Genomic DNA, 15666 nt, shown 5'->3' on the forward strand with positions numbered 1-15666 from the left:
TGCGCCTTGTTTCGGAGAACCACATGCTGATCAATTGCGTCGCCTACCAGGAGGGAAAGCGGCTCGCGGACGTCCCGGTTGAAAACATCGTCGACTTCCTCCATCTGCCGGAATGTTTTGTCTGGGTGGCGCTCAAGGACGCGGTGCCGGAAGAACTCAAGCAGATGCAGTCGGTATTCCAGCTGCATGAGCTCGCCGTCGAAGACGCGCTGCACGGCCACCAGCGCCCGAAGATCGAGGAATACGGCGATTCCCTGTTTGCGGTGGTGCATACCGTCGAACTGGCGGACGGCGAGCTGCTTTGGGGCGAGCTGCACATATTCGTCGAGGAAGACTATGTGCTGTCCGTACGAAACCGCAGCGAGCGCAGCCTGCTCGGCGTGCGCGCCCGCTGCGAGCGTGAGCCGCACTTGCTGCGGCATGGCTCGGCATTCGTGTTCTATGCATTGATGGACGCGGTGGTCGACCGTTACTTCCCGGTGCTGGAACAGCTCGAAACGGAACTGGAAACCGTCGAGGAACAGATTTTCACCAAGGGATCGGAGCGCGCCAACATCGAGCGGCTGTATCAGCTCAAGCGCAAGGTCACGCAGCTCAAGCATGCGGTCGCGCCGCTGATGGAAGCGGTAACCAAACTGTATGGCGGCAGGGTGCCGCGCATCTGCCAGAACACCGAGGAATATTTCCGCGACGTGTCCGACCACCTGTATCGCATCAATACTTCGATCGACAACATCCGCGACACCATCGCCACCGCAATCCAGGTGAACCTGTCGATGGTGACGATCGAAGAAAGCGAGGTCAACAAGCGTCTTGCCGCCTGGGCGGCGATCTTTGCGGTGGCCACCGCTTTCTTCGGCATCTGGGGCATGAACTTTGAATTCATGCCCGAGCTGAAATGGAAGTACGGCTATCCTGTTTCCATCGCGGTGGTCGCCGCGGTGTGCTCCTATCTCTACCGGCGGTTCAGGAAATCAGGCTGGCTTTAGCGCCGGCAGTGGCCGGCGTGGGTGTATCCATGCGGGCGGCGGAGGCCGCGCGGATCTCTCGAATCACGAGCGCCTGCACGGTCGGGTCGAATCCGAGCGCAACATGGCCGACGGCATTCAGCTCGATATTCCTGGCACCTTCGAGATGCGACGAAATCTGCGGCGAGATGATGTTGTCGTGATGCGAGTAAATGGAAACGAAGAGGCGGTAGAGCGCAGGATCCTCGCCCGCTTTCAGCTCGCGCAGCCAGTCGCTTGCAATGCCTTCCTGTTCCGTCGCCGTCCAGCGCATCTGGTGCGTATTCAGGCCGACCCCGAAATGCGCGAGCGCGGTGCCGTGGTGCGGCGTGCCGAGCGTGATCGCCTTCGCCAGCCGCGCCGGGCCGCGGGCGCGCAGGTAAGCGCGGGTCGCCAGTCCGCCCATGCTGTGCGCGACAATGACGATCTTGTCGTAGCCGGTTTCGCGGCACAGCCTTTCCACGGCTGCATCGATCATCGGCACATAGTCGTCGATGCCGCCGATCACCGGCTCCAGGTCGACCGCATGATGGATGATGTTTGCCTTCTGCAGCGCCTTGCTGAGGGGATGCCAGTAGCCGCTGTTGCAGCCGTAGCCGTGGATCAGCAGCACCGGCAATCCCTCCGGCCGCGCCGCGCCGCGCCGCGAAAAGAGGCGGAACGGCATGGTCCATGACGATGCCGTCATCGTCGCGCGGAACTCGCCGAAGAACAGCGTGGCCGCCTGCCACGCGCTGATGCGATGGTGCGCAGGAATGGCGCTGCGATAGCGCCAGGCAAGAAAAAAATTGTTGCAGGTAATCAGCAGCCGGAACAGGACGACGAACCCGATGCCGGTCAAGGCGGCAAGCAGCGTGTTGTCGATATCGAAAACACGCGCAGCGGCTACGGATGCCGCGAAGGCAATCAGCAGCTGAAACAGCAGCAGCAGTCTGGTGATCCGTGCGACCATGCATCAAAGGACATTCAGGGACGGCGCGGGCTTGCCGGTGAGATCCGCCGCCAGCCCACTTGCCAGCTTAGCCGTGATTCCATAGATCGACAACTGCGGATTGGCGCCGATGGAGGTCGGGAACAGTGAACCATCATGCACCGACAGGTTCCCAATGCCGTGATAGCGGCCGTGCGATCCCACCATGCCCAGCCGCGTATCGTCGGACATGGTGCAGCCGCCCATCACATGCGCGGATACGACCCGCGTCAGCAGGGGCTTGTAGGGGAGCTCCTGGATGGCTTTCCTTGCTTCTGCCCAACTGCTGTAACCGCCCGCCAACTCATGCACGGGGTGCACGGTTTTCGCGCCCGCCGCGAACTGGATCTCGGCCATGCTCAGCATCGCGCGCCGCACGCCGTCCCACACGAAGTCCGAGATCGGGTAATCGAGCAGCGGCGACCCGTCGTCGCGCAACTGGACGCTGCCGCCGGCGGATTGCTCGTGGAAGCCGTCGCGCAGCAGCGAGAGCAGCACATGCGAATTGGCGAATTTCTTCATCATCTCCGAATGCTGCGCGCCGAAGCCATTCATCGTGGACGCAAACAGCAGCGGATGCAGCGGCGGCGCTTCGAGCTTGTAGCCGATCGGGCCGTCGATGGGATCGGTCTCGAGGAAGTGGTCGGAATAGATCGTCTGCGGGGCGCCGGCGAACCCGTCCACCTTGTGGTCGAAGATCGATGCCGAGATCACGGTGGGATGCAGGAAGGTGCGCTTGCCGAGCAATCCGTGCGGGTCCGGCGCCTTGGAGCGCATCAGCAATGCCGGGGAATTGATCGCCCCGGCCGCCACCACATAGTGTTTCGCCCGCACCGCGATGGTCTTTCCCGACGGGGACAGTCCGGTCGCATCGAGCGCGACGCAGGAAAGGCCTTCGACCTTGTCGCCCTTGAACAGCAGCTTGTCGGCGCGGGTGCGCGTCAGCAGCGTCGCGCCGCGCGACAGCGCCGCCGGGATGGTCGTCACCAGCATCGACTGCTTCGCGTTTGTCGGGCAGCCCATGCCGCAATAGCCGAGGTTCCAGCAGTCCCTTACGTTGCGCAGGATCGCCGCCGCCGGGATGCCGAGCTTGGCCGCGCCGCGCTTGAGCAGGTCATTGTTCTCATTGGGCGGCGTCGTCCACACGCCGACGTTGAGCCGCCGTTCCATCATCGCGAACCAGGGCGCCAGCGCATCCGGCGCATAGTCCTTCAGGCCATATGCCTTCTGCCAGTAGGCCAGGGTGTTGTCGGGCGTGCGGAAGCTCGAGGTCCAGTTGACCGTGGTCGAGCCGCCGACCGCGCGGCCCTGCAGGATGTTGATCGCCTTGTCTTTCGTCTTGCGCGCGGCGGACTCCTGGTAGAGCGTCGGGTAGGCGTCCGCCTCGCGCATCTTGAAGTCTTTCGAGGACTTCAGCGGTCCTTCCTCGATAAGGACGACACGCAAGCCGGCCAGCGAGAGGATTTCGGCGGTGACCCCGCCGCCGGCGCCGGTGCCGATGATCGCGACGTCCGCGTCGAAATGGCGGTTCTCCTGCAGCGTCGACGCGTCGACGACTTTCCAGCCGGCGGCCAGGCCTGCCTGGATGGGATCGGGGATCGGGCTAGTGGATGCGTTTGTCATGGCAACTTTCAACTCAATTCCTTGATCGGGCCGGGATAGCCGATGGATGCCCAGGCCGATTCATCGGCATACCAGGGACCGGCGATCAGGTCATGCAGCCCCTGATAGGCAGCCTGGAAGAGGGCGACCCGGCTCACGCGCCAGCTCTGCAGGAAGGCGGCGACATCTTCCTGTTTCGCCTGCGGCCAGTCGTCGGGGACGCCGGCAAGGAAGCGCCGCGTCGGCGCCAGCGCGAGCAGGCCGAACAGGTCGCTGACCTCCTTCTGCGCCTGCAGCGTAAGTCCGGCGATCGCATCCTGCACGCGGATGATGGCCGCGCCGATATGGGCCGGGTCCGGAGTGATGCCGTCCTTGAGCATGACCGGGATGATCGCGGCCAGGATCGACCGGGCGGTATCGTCGAGGACGAAACGGCCTGGCGTTTGCGCAGTCATCCTGTACAGGCCGCCGCCCGCGGCAAGCACGACGGCACCGATCAGGCCGGCCTTCAGGAAGCCGCGTCTGGAAAGGGTAGTTGCCATGTCTCCACGTCTTGTATAGTTGTGTGTTTGTCCAGTGTACTCGATGGTCCGCGGCGGCGCAGGTGGCAAAGTAGAGTTCTAGTTCTAGATTGTTTTTAACCGCCCCGCTTTATCCGCGCTCGGGCAGAATTCTCGTATGGACGCATTGCGATTGAACGGACAGGGCCACAGCATGGACAAGCAGGAGATCGTCGCCGTGATCCGGCGCGAACTCGGATCGGTCATTACGCAGCGGCAGGCGGCAAAGAAAGATGCCGCGCTGAACGCGGCGCGCGTTGCGCTACGCACTTTCCAGTCGGAACGCATGGCCGAAACGCATGCCGACCTGTTGCGCGATCCGGGGACTCGTGCCGCGGCGCAGTTCTTCCTTACCGACCTGTACGGCGCGGACGACCTGTCGCAGCGGGACGCGAATCTGGAGCGTGTGATCCCGGCAATGGAGAGGATGCTGCCGGCGCCCGCGCTGGCGACGGTTGCCGGGGCGGTCTCCCTCGACGCACTCTCTGAAAGGCTGGATGCGGCGATGGCAAGGCGCCTGGGCGAAGATTTCACGGAAGCGGATTACATTGCCGCCTATCGCAAGGCGGGTTCGCGCGCCGAGCGTGAGCGGCAGATCGACCAGGTGGCGTCGCTCGGCATGTCGCTGTGCGAACTGGTGCGCGTGCCGCTGATCGGGGCTACCCTGTCGATGATGCGCGGCCCGGCCAGGCTCGCCAATCTCGGCGACCTCCAGAATTTCCTTGAGCGCGGATTCAAGGCGTTCAAGTCGATGAAACAGCCCGAGGACTTCGTCGCGACCGTGGTAAGCAGGGAGCGGGAGATCCTGCGGCGCCTGTATGCGGGCGCGGAAAATCCTTTCCTCTTGCGCGAAGATTCGCACTGAGCGATACCGGCGGCGGCCGGCTTCGTCGTGAGGTCAGTCGGCGGCCACCACGCGGGTGCCGGCGATACGGTCATGCAGGAACTGGCGTTCCGGGTCGAGGAATGCGGTCAGCGCCCACGCCAGGATATTGAGGCCGGGAATCAGCAGCAGTCCCCAGGTTTTCGCGCCAAGCAGGGAAGCGGCAACCAGGCCGGGCAGGAGCCATAGCCAGGCGAGCGCAAAACGCGTGATCGCGCGAGGCGTCCCGAGCGGCTTGCCGTCGCGCGTCACCAGTCTGACCCGCCATGTCTTCATTGCCAGGGTCTGTCCGCCATGCGTCCAGAACCAGACGAAGTACAAACCGAGCACTGCCAGCAGCCATGCCTGCCCGGCGTGGCGCAGCTGCAGCGCATGCCGCTGCTGGAGCAGCGTGGAAAAGAACCAGTCGGCGATGAAAAGGACGGCAAAGAGCAGCATGGCTTCATACACCATGGCGGCGAGGCGGCGCCTCAGGGATGGGGTCGCGAGGGGGTTCAAAATATCTTATTTCGTGTTCGGGGGCGGGACGACAGGCTGCAGCGCGGACTGATTGACCGCCTTCGGCGTGACCGATTGTTCGATCACGGGCTTGGGCGCGGCCTTGATCGGCGGTACCGTGGTTTTCGCCTGTTTCTTCTGCTCGGACGGCGGCGGCAGCGCGGTGACCTTCTTTTTCGCGGCGGCTTCCGCAGCCAGCTTCTCGGCCAGTTTCTTCTTTTCTTCTTCCGGCAGCTGCTGATACTGCTCCCACTGTGCGGATTTCTGGTCCGGGTTCAGCTTGCGCGCGCGGATGTAATTCTCGCGCGCCTGGCGCCGCTGCTCGGGCGTGAGCTTGACCCAGTCGCGCATGCGCTCCTGCACGCGCTGCTGTTCCTCCGGCTTCATCGTCGCGTAGCGGTTGCCGATCGCCAGCCACTTGTTCTTCCGGAACGCGTCGAGCGAGTCCCATTCTGCAGCCAGGGGCGCGAGCGCCTGCTGCTGCTCCGGGGTGAGGTCCGACCAGGCGGGCTTGACGACGGCAGCACTGCCGGCCGCCTGCGGCGCCGCATTCCCGGTATCGGCCTGCATGGCGCCCGCGGTCAACGAGAGCGCCAGAAAGAAGACCGCCCGCAAGGCGCGGGCGGTCCGTGATGTGCGCGAAGGCGTCATGTTCATTCGTCTCGTGATGCCAGGTAGGCATTGAACCCGTGGTCGAGGTAGGCCGACAGCGGCAGTTCATCTGCCAGCACCGCCGCATCCGTTTCGGCGGTGTCGTCGATGCGGCGCTGCTGCTCGAACTGGTAGATGCTGGTCAGGCCGACAATCAGGACGATAAGCGGGACCAGCAGCCCCATGCGCGCCAGCCAGGAGAACGGTTCGTTGAAGAAGCTTCCCGCTTCTCCGGCGACTGCATGGCGTGCCGCGAACACCCGCAGCCGGGATTCCTTTTTCCGGCGCGACAAGGCAAGTTTGCGTGCCGAAGCCAGCTTTTCCGTGGTGGACGCCGGCAACTTGTCGAGATTTTCGTTGAGTGCGTGCCTTACCTTGTACGCGAAATTCAATTCTCTGGTGCTCATAATGTGATTCCTCTGAGCCGCAGTGCCTGGGCCAATGCATGCGTTGCACGGGAACAGTGCGTTTTCACGCTGCCCTCTGAACAACCCATCGCCGCAGCCGTCTCGGCTACATCCATATCCTGCCAATAACGCATGAGGAAAGCCTCCCGTTGACGCGCCGGGAGCTTCTGGATCTCCTCTTCGATGACAGCCAGAACCTGGCTGCGTTCCACCTTGTCGGCGCTCGATTCGGCCGCCTGGCTGCCTTCTTCCGCCTCATAGGTTTCCAGCAGGTCGAAGCCGTCTGCATCCTCGACATCGTTTCCCATTCCGGAAAACAGCGTAACCCAGGTGCCGCGCACCTTCTCACGGCGGAAGTAGTCGTGGATCGTGTTCTGCAGGATGCGCTGGAACAGCATCGGCAGCTCTGACGCCGGCTTGTCGCCGTACTTTTCGGCCAGCTTGATCATTGCATCCTGGACAATATCCAGTGCGGCTTCGTCCTTGCGGACTGCGTAGACTGCCTGTTTGAAGGCGCGGCGCTCCACGTTTTCCAGGAATTCGGAAAGTTCTTTTTCAGTCGCCATGCAATGCTGCTATCGTCTTTTTTTGCTTTGGAAGAGAGTATGTGCGGCGAAAGCGGCGCTTTCCGGTACCGTTTTCAAACTGTGCGCATGCTAGCAAAAAAGGCCCCCGCTGTCCGCAAATTTTGCCGAAACCGCTTGATTCCTAAGGCTTTTGGCGCGAATTTGCTTGACCAAAATGGTGCGACGCATTAACTTATGAGTCCCTTCGCATCCCCGAAGGATTGTCTTTTCATGCGCGGCGCATAATGCCGCCTTCCGATCAGACGCGCTTCAATCTGAAAGCTGTTTGCTCTAACCCGCGCCACAAGCGCGAGAAATCCGTACCGGCACTTCAGGTACCCCGGCTGAACGAGTCGCGTTTAGCGTCGCTTTGAATCGCATCTACGGGTGCGCAACGAACCGGCGTGACCGCACAAAGAAGGGAAGCCCAGGCACTGTCGTTCCGAGCGGTTTCGAGAGGGGAGAGCATCCGATCAATTTCCAATGGACCTTGAAAGGAACCAAGCAATGAGCTTAGAACTTACAGGCGCGGAAATAGCCGTGCGCTGCCTGGCTGAAGAGGGTGTCGAGCATGTGTTCGGTTATCCCGGCGGCGCAGTGCTCTATATCTACGACGCGATCTTCAATCAAGACAAATTCCAGCATATCCTGGTGCGCCATGAACAGGCCGCCATCCACGCAGCCGACGCGTATTCGCGCAGCTCCAACAAGGTCGGCGTCGCCATCGTCACCTCTGGCCCCGGCGTCACCAATGCGGTGACCGGCCTGGCCACCGCCTACATGGACTCGATTCCGATGGTGGTGATCTCCGGCCAGGTGCCCACCCATGCAATCGGCCAGGATGCGTTCCAGGAATGCGACACGGTCGGCATTACCCGTCCGTGCGTCAAGCACAACTTCCTCGTCAAGGACGTCAAGGACGTCGCCGCGACGATGAAGAAGGCGTTCTACATCGCCACTACCGGCCGCCCGGGCCCGGTGCTGGTCGACATCCCGAAGGATGTGAGCGTCCAGAAATGCGTGTACGAGTATCCGAAGGAAATCGAGATGCGCTCGTACCGCCCGGTCGACAAGGGCCACGCCGGCCAGATCCGCAAGGCGGTGCAGCTCCTGCTGGCGGCGGAACGCCCGATGATATATACCGGCGGCGGCGTGATCCTCGCCAACGCCTCGCAGGAACTGAACAAGCTGGTCGACAAGCTCGGCTATCCCTGCACCAATACCCTGATGGGCCTTGGCGGCTACAGGTCATCGAGCGACAAGTTCGTCGGCATGCCGGGCATGCACGGCACCTACGAAGCCAACATGGCCATGCAGCACTGCGACGTGCTGATCGCCATCGGCGCGCGCTTCGATGACCGCGTGATCGGCAACCCGAAGCACTTTGCCAGCCATCCGCGCAAGATCATCCATATCGACATCGATCCGTCGTCGATCTCCAAGCGGGTCAAGGTCGACATTCCGATCGTCGGCAACGTCAAGGACGTGCTGGTTGAACTGCTGTCGCAGCTCGACGCCGCCGAAGCGAAGCCGAACACCCAGGCGCTGGCCGCCTGGTGGCGCCAGATCAATGAGTGGCGCGGCCGCGAGTGCCTCAAGTTCGCGACTTCCTCCGAGGTGATCAAGCCGCAGGAAGTGGTGCGCAAGCTGTGGGAAGTGACCAGGGGCGACGCCTTCATCACCTCCGACGTCGGACAGCACCAGATGTGGGCAGCGCAGTACTACAACTTCGACAAGCCGCGCCGCTGGATCAACTCCGGCGGCCTGGGCACGATGGGCGTCGGCCTGCCGTATGCGATGGGCGTGCAGATGGCCAACCCGGGCGCAACGGTGGCCTGCATCACCGGCGAAGCGTCGATCCAGATGAACATCCAGGAACTGGCGACTTGCAAGCAGTATCACCTGACCCCGAAGATCGTCCTGCTGAACAACCGCTTCCTCGGCATGGTGCGGCAGTGGCAGCAGCTCGACTACGGGTCGCGCTATTCCGAGTCCTACATGGATTCGCTCCCCGACTTCAACATGCTGGTCGAATCCTACGGCCACGTCGGCATGAAGATCGAGAAGCCGGGCGATGTGGAGGGCGCGCTGAAGGAAGCGTTCGGCATGAAGGACAGGCTGGTCTTCATGAACTTCATTACGGATCAAACCGAGAACGTCTGGCCGATGGTGAAAGCCGGCAAGGGCTTGACTGAAATGCTTCTGGGTTCGGAGGATCTGTAATGCGACACATCATCTCTGTTTTGCTTGAAAACGAAGCAGGCGCGCTGTCGCGTGTGGTCGGCCTGTTCTCGGCGCGCGGCTACAACATCGAAACCCTGACCGTGGCGCCTACCGAAGACCCGACGCTGTCGCGCATGACGATCGTGACCACCGGCTCGGACGACGTGATCGAACAGATCACCAAGCACCTGAACCGCCTGATCGAAGTCGTGAAGGTGGTCGACCTGACCGAAGGCTCGCACATCGAGCGCGAGCTGATGCTCATCAAGGTGCGCGCGGTCGGCAAGGAGCGCGAGGAAATGAAGCGCACCGCGGACATCTTCCGTGGCCGCGTGATCGACGTGACGGAAAAGACCTACACGATCGAACTGACCGGCAACAAGTCCAAGCTCGACGCCTTCATCGAATCGATCGACCGTACCGCGATCCTCGAAACCGTCCGTACCGGCGGCTCGGGCATCGGCCGCGGCGAGCGCATTCTCAAAGTTTAATACCAGTACCCACAACATCATAAGTTAGGAAGATCCATGAAAGTTTTCTACGACAAAGACTGTGACCTGTCCCTCATCAAAGGCAAGAACGTCACCATCATCGGCTACGGTTCCCAGGGCCACGCTCACGCCCAGAACCTGAACGATTCCGGCGTGAAGGTCACCGTTGGTCTGCGCAAGGGCGGTGCTTCGTGGGAGAAGGCAAAGAACGCCGGCCTGAATGTCGCGGAAGTCAATGAAGCGGTCAAGGCTGCCGACGTGATCATGATCCTGCTGCCGGACGAGAACATCGCGCAGGTCTACAACGAAAACGTCGCTCCGAACGCGAAGCAGGGTGCGGTACTGGCATTCGCCCACGGCTTCAACGTCCACTACGGCCAGGTCGTGCCGCGCGCCGACCTCGACGTGATCATGGTTGCGCCGAAGGCCCCGGGCCACACCGTGCGTGGCACCTACACCCAGGGCGGCGGCGTGCCGCATCTGGTTGCGGTGTACCAGGACAAGTCGGGCAGCGCCCGCGACATCGCGCTGTCGTACGCGATGGCCAACGGCGGCGGCCGTGCCGGCATTATCGAGACCAACTTCCGCGAAGAGACCGAGACCGACCTGTTCGGCGAGCAGGCCGTGCTGTGCGGCGGTACCGTCGAGCTGATCAAGGCCGGTTTCGAAACCCTGGTCGAAGCCGGCTATGCGCCGGAAATGGCTTACTTCGAGTGCCTGCACGAACTGAAGCTGATCGTCGACCTGATCTATGAAGGCGGCATCGCCAACATGAACTACTCGATCTCCAACAATGCGGAGTACGGCGAGTACGTCACCGGCCCGCGCGTTGTCACCGAAGACACCAAGAACGCGATGCGCCAGTGCCTGAAGGACATCCAGACCGGCGAATACGCCAAGAGCTTCATCCTGGAAAACAAGGCCGGCGCTCCGACGCTGCAATCGCGCCGCCGCCTGACGGCGGAGCACGAGATTGAACAGGTCGGCGAGAAGCTGCGCGCGATGATGCCTTGGATCAAAAAGAACAAGCTGGTCGACCAGTCCAAGAACTAAGCTTGGATCACCGGATGGCATCATGCGGGAAAGGCTTGCAAGCCTTCCCCGCGTTCGGTCGAAAAGCCGTGCGCAGGCACGGCTTTTTTTTCGACCTCGCGTGCCTTGGATCAAAAAGAACAAGCTGGTCGACCAGTCCAAGAACTAAGCTTGGATCACCGGATGGCATCATGCGGGAAAGGCTTGCAAGCCTTCCCCGCGTTCGGTCGAAAAGCCGGGCGCAGGCACGGCTTTTTCCTGGCTTTGGGACAGACAAGCAGACCTGTCGACCAGAGCAAGTGTCAGGAAGAAATACTTGGGTAATCGTTAAGCTTGCTTGAAGTGAGTAAAATGAACGGGGCGCTCCTTTCGCGGGCGTCCCGTTTTCTTTTGGAGAATTCATGTCGCGATTTCTGATTCGCCTGTTGCCTCTCGCCCTGTCTGCCTGGGTCGCGTGCCTGCATGCGCAAGTACCGGTGCAGACCGCCGGTGCCCTCGTCGTCGTGCCGGCCTATGGCGAAGTCAGGCAGCCCAACGACGAGGCGCGCGCGACCTTGATGATCGAGGAGCAGGACAAGGACAAGACCGCAGCCGCCTCGCGCGTGAATCAGAAGATGAGGCAGGGAACCGAAATTGTCAGAAAGGAGGATCCGCAGGCCGTCCTGAAAACGCGCGGCTATTACACCTATCCGGTGTATTCGGATGAACCGCAGCCACGCCAGGGCAGCCGTCCCCCGCAAATTATTGCGTGGCGCGTCGGCCAGTATCTTGATGTGGTCACGCCCAATCTTGAAGCCCTGCCGAGAACCGTGGCGTCGGCACAGCGCGTGCTGGCGCTCAACAGCCTGCGCTTCGGCTTGACTGAAGCCACGACGAGAAAGATCGACGAGCAGCGCATCGCAGTGGCGTACAGGAACCTGACCGACCGCATCGCCGCGATCGCCAAGGCGATGGGCCGCAGTCCGGCCGATGCCGTGATGGATACGGTGGACTTCGAGGCCTCAGGCGCGTATGCGCAGGAAGCCCATGCGTCGAAGGCGATGCGCGCCGCGCCGATGGCGATGCAGGAGTCGGTGGAGGTCCAGGAGCCGAGTTTCGAGCCGGGCGAAACGACGCTGGGCCTGCGCGTGGTCGCCAAGGTCCGTTTCAAGTAGTGGCGCCGCACTACGCTGGGCGACGGGGCAGTAAATGGCGCGCAGATACCTGGCGCTTGCAGGAAAAGCATGCTGAAGCGTTACATTTGCGGGCTGCTCGTCTAGAATAGCCACGCTTTTTGCTTTTCACCATCGAACGGAGCAAAGTTGAACAATTATCCACATCCCGTCATTGCCCGCGAAGGCTGGCCTGTTCTCGGGATTGCCGTTGTCTTCGCGCTGGCCGTCAGCGCGGTCGCCGGCGCGTGGTCGCTCCTGTTCTGGCTGATCGCTCTCGCCGTTCTTCAGGCTTTTCGTGATCCTGCGCGCCAGGCGCCGCAGAAGCCGAACACGGTGCTGTCGCCGGCCGACGGCCGCGTCGTCGTAGTGGAAAAGGCGCGCGATCCCTATGCCGGGCGCGACGCGCTCAAGATCAGCGTGTTCATGAGCATCTTCAACGTGCATTCCAACCGCGCCCCGGTGGACGGGCGCGTTCAGGCACTCCAGTATTTCCCCGGCAAGGCTGCCGAGACATCGTCCGAGAATGAGCGCAATGCGCTGGTGATCGCGGCCGACAATGGTCAGACGGTCACCTGCGTGCAGGTGGCGGGCATGCTCGCGCGCCGCATCCTCTGCTCGGTGAAGGCGGGCGACGTGCTAGAGCGCGGCCAGCGTTACGGCTTCGTACGCTTCGGGTCGCGCGTCGATGTCTACTTGCCGCTGCTCGCGATGCCAAAGGTCAGCGTGGGCGACAAAGTCTCCGCAACCGAAACAATTCTGGCCGAGTTGTGATCTTATCTGCATACCATTGAAACGGATTCGGAATGGCAACTTTCAACCGTCGCAAAGCGAAGACCAACGCCGGCGCATTCCCCAAGGCGGCACGCGCAAACAAGCGCACGCTGCATCATCCCCAGATCGAAGGGGAGGGACCGGTCGCGCCGCCGACGCTGCGGCGACGCGGGATCTACCTGCTTCCGAACGCCTTTACCACCGCGAACCTGTTCTGCGGCTTTTTCGCCATTGTGATGGCGATGAACCTGAAGTTCGACTACGCCGCAGTCGCGATCTTCGCCGCGATGCTGCTCGACAGCGTCGACGGGCGCGTCGCGCGCCTGACCAACACGCAGAGCGAGTTCGGCGCGCAGTATGACAGCCTGTCCGACATGCTGTCCTTCGGCGCCGCGCCGGCGCTCGTGGTCTACGAATGGTCGCTGCGCGGCATGGGGAAGCTGGGATGGCTTGCCGCCTTCGTCTATTGCGCCGGGGCGGCACTGCGGCTGGCGCGCTTCAATACGAATATCGGCGTGGTCGACAAGCGCTACTTCCAGGGCTTGCCCAGCCCGGCCGCGGCCGCGCTGGTGACGGGTTTCGTGTGGCTGATGCACGATCTCGGTTTCGCCGGACCGGACCTGAGCTGGTTTGCATGGACGATCACGCTCTATGCTGGTCTGACGATGGTCACCAATGTGCCGTTCTACAGCTTCAAGGAAATCAACTTCCGCAAGTCGGTGCCGTTCATTGCGATCTTTGTCATCGTTCTCATCTTCGTGCTGGTATCGAGCGACCCGCCGAAGGTCTTGTTCGGCATGTTCGTGCTGTACGGCCTCTCCGGCTACGCCGTGTTCTTCTGGCGCTTGTCGAAGGGCAAGCCCGTCAGCATCGTGCAGACCTCCGAGTCCGAGATGCACGAAGCGAAAGACTGAAATGCAGTCCCGGCGCTTGCCGAAAATGCGGCGCCGCGCCGCAATTGTGTGAGCGGGAGGTGGAAAAAAACGCCGGAATTCCGGTTTTTGCCTGCAGGTTGCACTTTTCCGGGATTCCGCTTATAGTTTTCCACATGTTCCGCGAAATCCACATTTCCGCATCCGTACTCTCCAGCAGCCTCCTGCAAGGCCTGCTGCTGCCGCTGTTCCTACTAGTGCGTTAACGCGCGCTAAATCCCATACCCCCACAATTTGTGCAGTGCCTGGCTCATGTCATCTCGACAAGGGCAGGCGAAGAACCATCAAGAACAAACCGAATTCGAATTTTCCTAAAGGAGAGCAGCATGGCAGACAAACTGATCATTTTCGATACCACCTTGCGTGACGGCGAACAGTCGCCCGGCGCGTCGATGACCAAGGATGAAAAAATCCGCATCGCCCGGCAACTGGAACGCCTGCGGGTTGACGTGATCGAAGCCGGTTTCGCTGCCGCCTCCCCCGGGGATTTCGAAGCGATCAGGGCGATCGCCGGTGTCATCAAGGATTCCACGGTCTGTTCGCTGTCGCGCGCCAACGATCGCGACATTTCCCGTGCCGCCGAGGCACTCGCGCCCGCCGCGCGCAAACGCATCCACACCTTCATCGCAACCTCGCCGCTGCACATGGAAAAGAAGCTGCGCATGACGCCTGACCAGGTGCTGGAGCAGGCCAGGCAGGCGGTGCGCTTCGCCCGCAATTTCACCGACGATGTCGAGTTCAGCCCGGAGGACGGCAGCCGTTCCGACATGGATTTCCTTTGCCGCGTGCTGGAAACCGTGATCGACGAAGGCGCCACCACCATCAACTTCGCCGACACCGTCGGCTATGGCGTGCCCGAGTTGTACGGCAACATGATCAAGACACTGCGCGAGCGCATTCCGAATGCTGACAAGGCGGTCTGGTCGGTGCACTGCCATAACGACCTCGGCATGGCGGTGGCGAACTCGCTGGCGGGGATCATGATCGGCGGCGCGCGGCAGGTCGAGTGCACCATCAACGGCCTGGGCGAGCGTGCCGGCAACACCTCTCTGGAAGAAGTCGTGATGGCGGTGAGGACTCGCAAGGATTACTTCAAGCTCGACGTCGGCGTCGACACTACCCAGATCGTGCCGGCATCGAAGCTGGTCTCCCAGATCACCGGCTTCGCCGTGCAGCCGAACAAGGCGGTGGTCGGCGCCAATGCGTTCGCCCATGCGTCGGGCATCCACCAGGATGGCGTGCTCAAGGCGCGCGATACCTACGAGATCATGCGGGCCGAAGAAGTCGGCTGGACCGCGAACAAGATCGTGCTTGGCAAGCTGTCCGGACGCAACGCGTTCAAGCAGCGTCTCGAGGAACTGGGCATCGAACTGGAGTCGGAGACGGAAGTGAATGCGGCGTTCGCGCGCTTCAAGGAGCTCGCCGACCGCAAGGCGGAAATCTTCGATGAAGACATCATCGCGCTGGTGTCGGACGAGCAGCACTCGCACGACAACGAGCACTACCGTTTTGTATCGCTGCGCCAGCATTCCGAGACCGGTGAAAAGCCGGCCGCGAAAGTGGTGTTTACGATGGGCGGCAAGGAACTTGCCTGCGAAGGGAAAGGCAATGGTCCGGTCGATGCCACGGTGAACGCGATCGAATCGGAAGCCAGGAGCGGTGCCGAGCTGCTGCTGTTTTCCGTCAACGCGATCACGACCGGCACGGAGTCGCAGGGCGAGGTCACGATGCGCCTGTCGAAATCCGGCCGCATCGTCAACGGTGTCGGCGCCGATCCGGATATCGTGGTGGCGTCTGCCAAGGCTTACCTGTCGGCATTGAACAAGCTGCACTCCAAGGTCGACAAGCTCAATCCGCAACTCTGACCCCGGTCGCTCCCGAAGAAAAAGCGCCTGCATCGCAGGCGCTTTTTCATTTGC

General features: G+C 61.9%; 16 protein-coding genes. 9 read left to right on the forward strand and 7 right to left on the reverse strand.

Translation table 11 applies throughout. The features are described 5' to 3' along the window. Positions 1-23 precede the first annotated feature (23 nt). Positions 24-989, forward strand: a complete 966-nt coding sequence (locus VEC01_RS12145) for a magnesium and cobalt transport protein CorA (RefSeq protein ID WP_324901117.1) — start codon at positions 24-26, stop codon at positions 987-989. On the opposite strand, the gene VEC01_RS12150 is transcribed toward VEC01_RS12145, so the two are convergent. Genes VEC01_RS12150 through VEC01_RS12160 form a run of 3 tightly spaced genes read right to left on the reverse strand, consistent with a single transcriptional unit; the run spans position 967 to position 4121 of the window. Then, positions 967-1959 carry an esterase/lipase family protein gene (locus VEC01_RS12150; protein ID WP_324901118.1) on the reverse strand — a complete coding sequence of 331 codons (993 nt, stop codon included), beginning with the start codon at positions 1957-1959 and terminating at the stop codon, positions 967-969. The genes VEC01_RS12145 and VEC01_RS12150 overlap by 23 nt on opposite strands. A 3-nt stretch (positions 1960-1962) precedes the next feature. Further along, positions 1963-3600: a GMC family oxidoreductase gene (locus VEC01_RS12155; protein ID WP_324901119.1), complete on the reverse strand. Its 1638-nt coding sequence runs from the start codon at positions 3598-3600 to the stop codon at positions 1963-1965. Between the two features lie 8 nt (positions 3601-3608). Beyond that, the gene (locus tag VEC01_RS12160) at positions 3609-4121 is read right to left on the reverse strand and encodes a twin-arginine translocation signal domain-containing protein (protein WP_324901120.1); all 513 of its coding nucleotides are present in this window, start codon (positions 4119-4121) and stop codon (positions 3609-3611) included. A gap of 136 nt (positions 4122-4257) precedes the next feature. On the opposite strand from VEC01_RS12160, the gene VEC01_RS12165 reads away from it, so the two are divergent. Continuing rightward, on the forward strand, positions 4258-5004 hold the full coding sequence (locus VEC01_RS12165; RefSeq protein WP_324901122.1) for an FFLEELY motif protein: 747 nt from the start codon (positions 4258-4260) through the stop codon (positions 5002-5004). 33 nt (positions 5005-5037) lie between these two features. Here VEC01_RS12165 and VEC01_RS12170 read toward each other — a convergent pair whose 3' ends face one another. The 4 genes from VEC01_RS12170 to VEC01_RS12185 are packed head-to-tail and all read right to left on the reverse strand — an operon-like array spanning position 5038 to position 7144. Beyond that, entirely contained in the window at positions 5038-5520 is a 483-nt protein-coding gene (locus VEC01_RS12170; protein WP_324901123.1) for an RDD family protein, read from the reverse strand. Between the two features lie 6 nt (positions 5521-5526). Next, positions 5527-6177, reverse strand: coding sequence for a DUF3106 domain-containing protein (locus VEC01_RS12175; RefSeq protein WP_324901125.1), 651 nt, complete (start codon positions 6175-6177; stop codon positions 5527-5529). Beyond that, positions 6174-6578, reverse strand: coding sequence for a DUF3619 family protein (locus tag VEC01_RS12180; RefSeq protein WP_324901126.1), 405 nt, complete (start codon positions 6576-6578; stop codon positions 6174-6176). Before VEC01_RS12180 ends, VEC01_RS12175 begins: the two co-directional genes overlap by 4 nt. Then, positions 6575-7144, reverse strand: coding sequence for an RNA polymerase sigma factor (locus tag VEC01_RS12185; RefSeq protein WP_324901127.1), 570 nt, complete (start codon positions 7142-7144; stop codon positions 6575-6577). Before VEC01_RS12185 ends, VEC01_RS12180 begins: the two co-directional genes overlap by 4 nt. Before the next feature lie 507 nt (positions 7145-7651). Here VEC01_RS12185 and VEC01_RS12190 point away from each other — a divergent pair. The 7 genes from VEC01_RS12190 (at position 7652) to VEC01_RS12220 (ending at position 15612) form a co-directional block, all read left to right on the forward strand. Further along, positions 7652-9367 (forward strand): acetolactate synthase 3 catalytic subunit, encoded by a 1716-nt coding sequence (locus VEC01_RS12190; protein WP_324901129.1) that lies wholly within the window; start codon positions 7652-7654, stop codon positions 9365-9367. Continuing rightward, positions 9367-9858 carry an acetolactate synthase small subunit gene (gene ilvN / locus VEC01_RS12195; protein ID WP_324901130.1) on the forward strand — a complete coding sequence of 164 codons (492 nt, stop codon included), beginning with the start codon at positions 9367-9369 and terminating at the stop codon, positions 9856-9858. Before VEC01_RS12190 ends, ilvN begins: the two co-directional genes overlap by 1 nt. A gap of 36 nt (positions 9859-9894) precedes the next feature. Then, positions 9895-10911 (forward strand): ketol-acid reductoisomerase, encoded by a 1017-nt coding sequence (gene ilvC / locus VEC01_RS12200; RefSeq protein ID WP_324901132.1) that lies wholly within the window; start codon positions 9895-9897, stop codon positions 10909-10911. A 380-nt stretch (positions 10912-11291) separates the two neighbouring features. Beyond that, positions 11292-12044: an SIMPL domain-containing protein gene (locus tag VEC01_RS12205; protein ID WP_324901134.1), complete on the forward strand. Its 753-nt coding sequence runs from the start codon at positions 11292-11294 to the stop codon at positions 12042-12044. 147 nt (positions 12045-12191) lie between these two features. Continuing rightward, positions 12192-12815: a phosphatidylserine decarboxylase gene (locus tag VEC01_RS12210; RefSeq protein WP_324901135.1), complete on the forward strand. Its 624-nt coding sequence runs from the start codon at positions 12192-12194 to the stop codon at positions 12813-12815. 32 nt (positions 12816-12847) lie between these two features. Further along, positions 12848-13729, forward strand: coding sequence for a CDP-diacylglycerol--serine O-phosphatidyltransferase (gene pssA, locus VEC01_RS12215; protein WP_324901136.1), 882 nt, complete (start codon positions 12848-12850; stop codon positions 13727-13729). A gap of 344 nt (positions 13730-14073) precedes the next feature. Next, the gene (locus VEC01_RS12220) at positions 14074-15612 is read left to right on the forward strand and encodes a 2-isopropylmalate synthase (protein ID WP_324901137.1); all 1539 of its coding nucleotides are present in this window, start codon (positions 14074-14076) and stop codon (positions 15610-15612) included. The last annotated feature ends 54 nt before the right edge of the window (positions 15613-15666 follow it).

It is taken from the genome of Noviherbaspirillum sp., assembly GCF_035627455.1.
Lineage (GTDB): Bacteria > Pseudomonadota > Gammaproteobacteria > Burkholderiales > Burkholderiaceae_D > Noviherbaspirillum.

Coding starts and splice junctions, on each gene's coding strand:
- VEC01_RS12145 (WP_324901117.1), top strand. CDS start 24: ATGCTGATCAATTGCGTCGCCTACCAGGAGGGAAAGCGGCTCGCGGAC.
- VEC01_RS12150 (WP_324901118.1), bottom strand. CDS start 1,959: ATGGTCGCACGGATCACCAGACTGCTGCTGCTGTTTCAGCTGCTGATT.
- VEC01_RS12155 (WP_324901119.1), bottom strand. CDS start 3,600: ATGACAAACGCATCCACTAGCCCGATCCCCGATCCCATCCAGGCAGGC.
- VEC01_RS12160 (WP_324901120.1), bottom strand. CDS start 4,121: ATGGCAACTACCCTTTCCAGACGCGGCTTCCTGAAGGCCGGCCTGATC.
- VEC01_RS12165 (WP_324901122.1), top strand. CDS start 4,258: ATGGACGCATTGCGATTGAACGGACAGGGCCACAGCATGGACAAGCAG.
- VEC01_RS12175 (WP_324901125.1), bottom strand. CDS start 6,177: ATGAACATGACGCCTTCGCGCACATCACGGACCGCCCGCGCCTTGCGG.
- VEC01_RS12180 (WP_324901126.1), bottom strand. CDS start 6,578: ATGAGCACCAGAGAATTGAATTTCGCGTACAAGGTAAGGCACGCACTC.
- VEC01_RS12185 (WP_324901127.1), bottom strand. CDS start 7,144: ATGGCGACTGAAAAAGAACTTTCCGAATTCCTGGAAAACGTGGAGCGC.
- VEC01_RS12190 (WP_324901129.1), top strand. CDS start 7,652: ATGAGCTTAGAACTTACAGGCGCGGAAATAGCCGTGCGCTGCCTGGCT.
- ilvN (WP_324901130.1), top strand. CDS start 9,367: ATGCGACACATCATCTCTGTTTTGCTTGAAAACGAAGCAGGCGCGCTG.
- ilvC (WP_324901132.1), top strand. CDS start 9,895: ATGAAAGTTTTCTACGACAAAGACTGTGACCTGTCCCTCATCAAAGGC.
- VEC01_RS12205 (WP_324901134.1), top strand. CDS start 11,292: ATGTCGCGATTTCTGATTCGCCTGTTGCCTCTCGCCCTGTCTGCCTGG.
- pssA (WP_324901136.1), top strand. CDS start 12,848: ATGGCAACTTTCAACCGTCGCAAAGCGAAGACCAACGCCGGCGCATTC.
- VEC01_RS12220 (WP_324901137.1), top strand. CDS start 14,074: ATGGCAGACAAACTGATCATTTTCGATACCACCTTGCGTGACGGCGAA.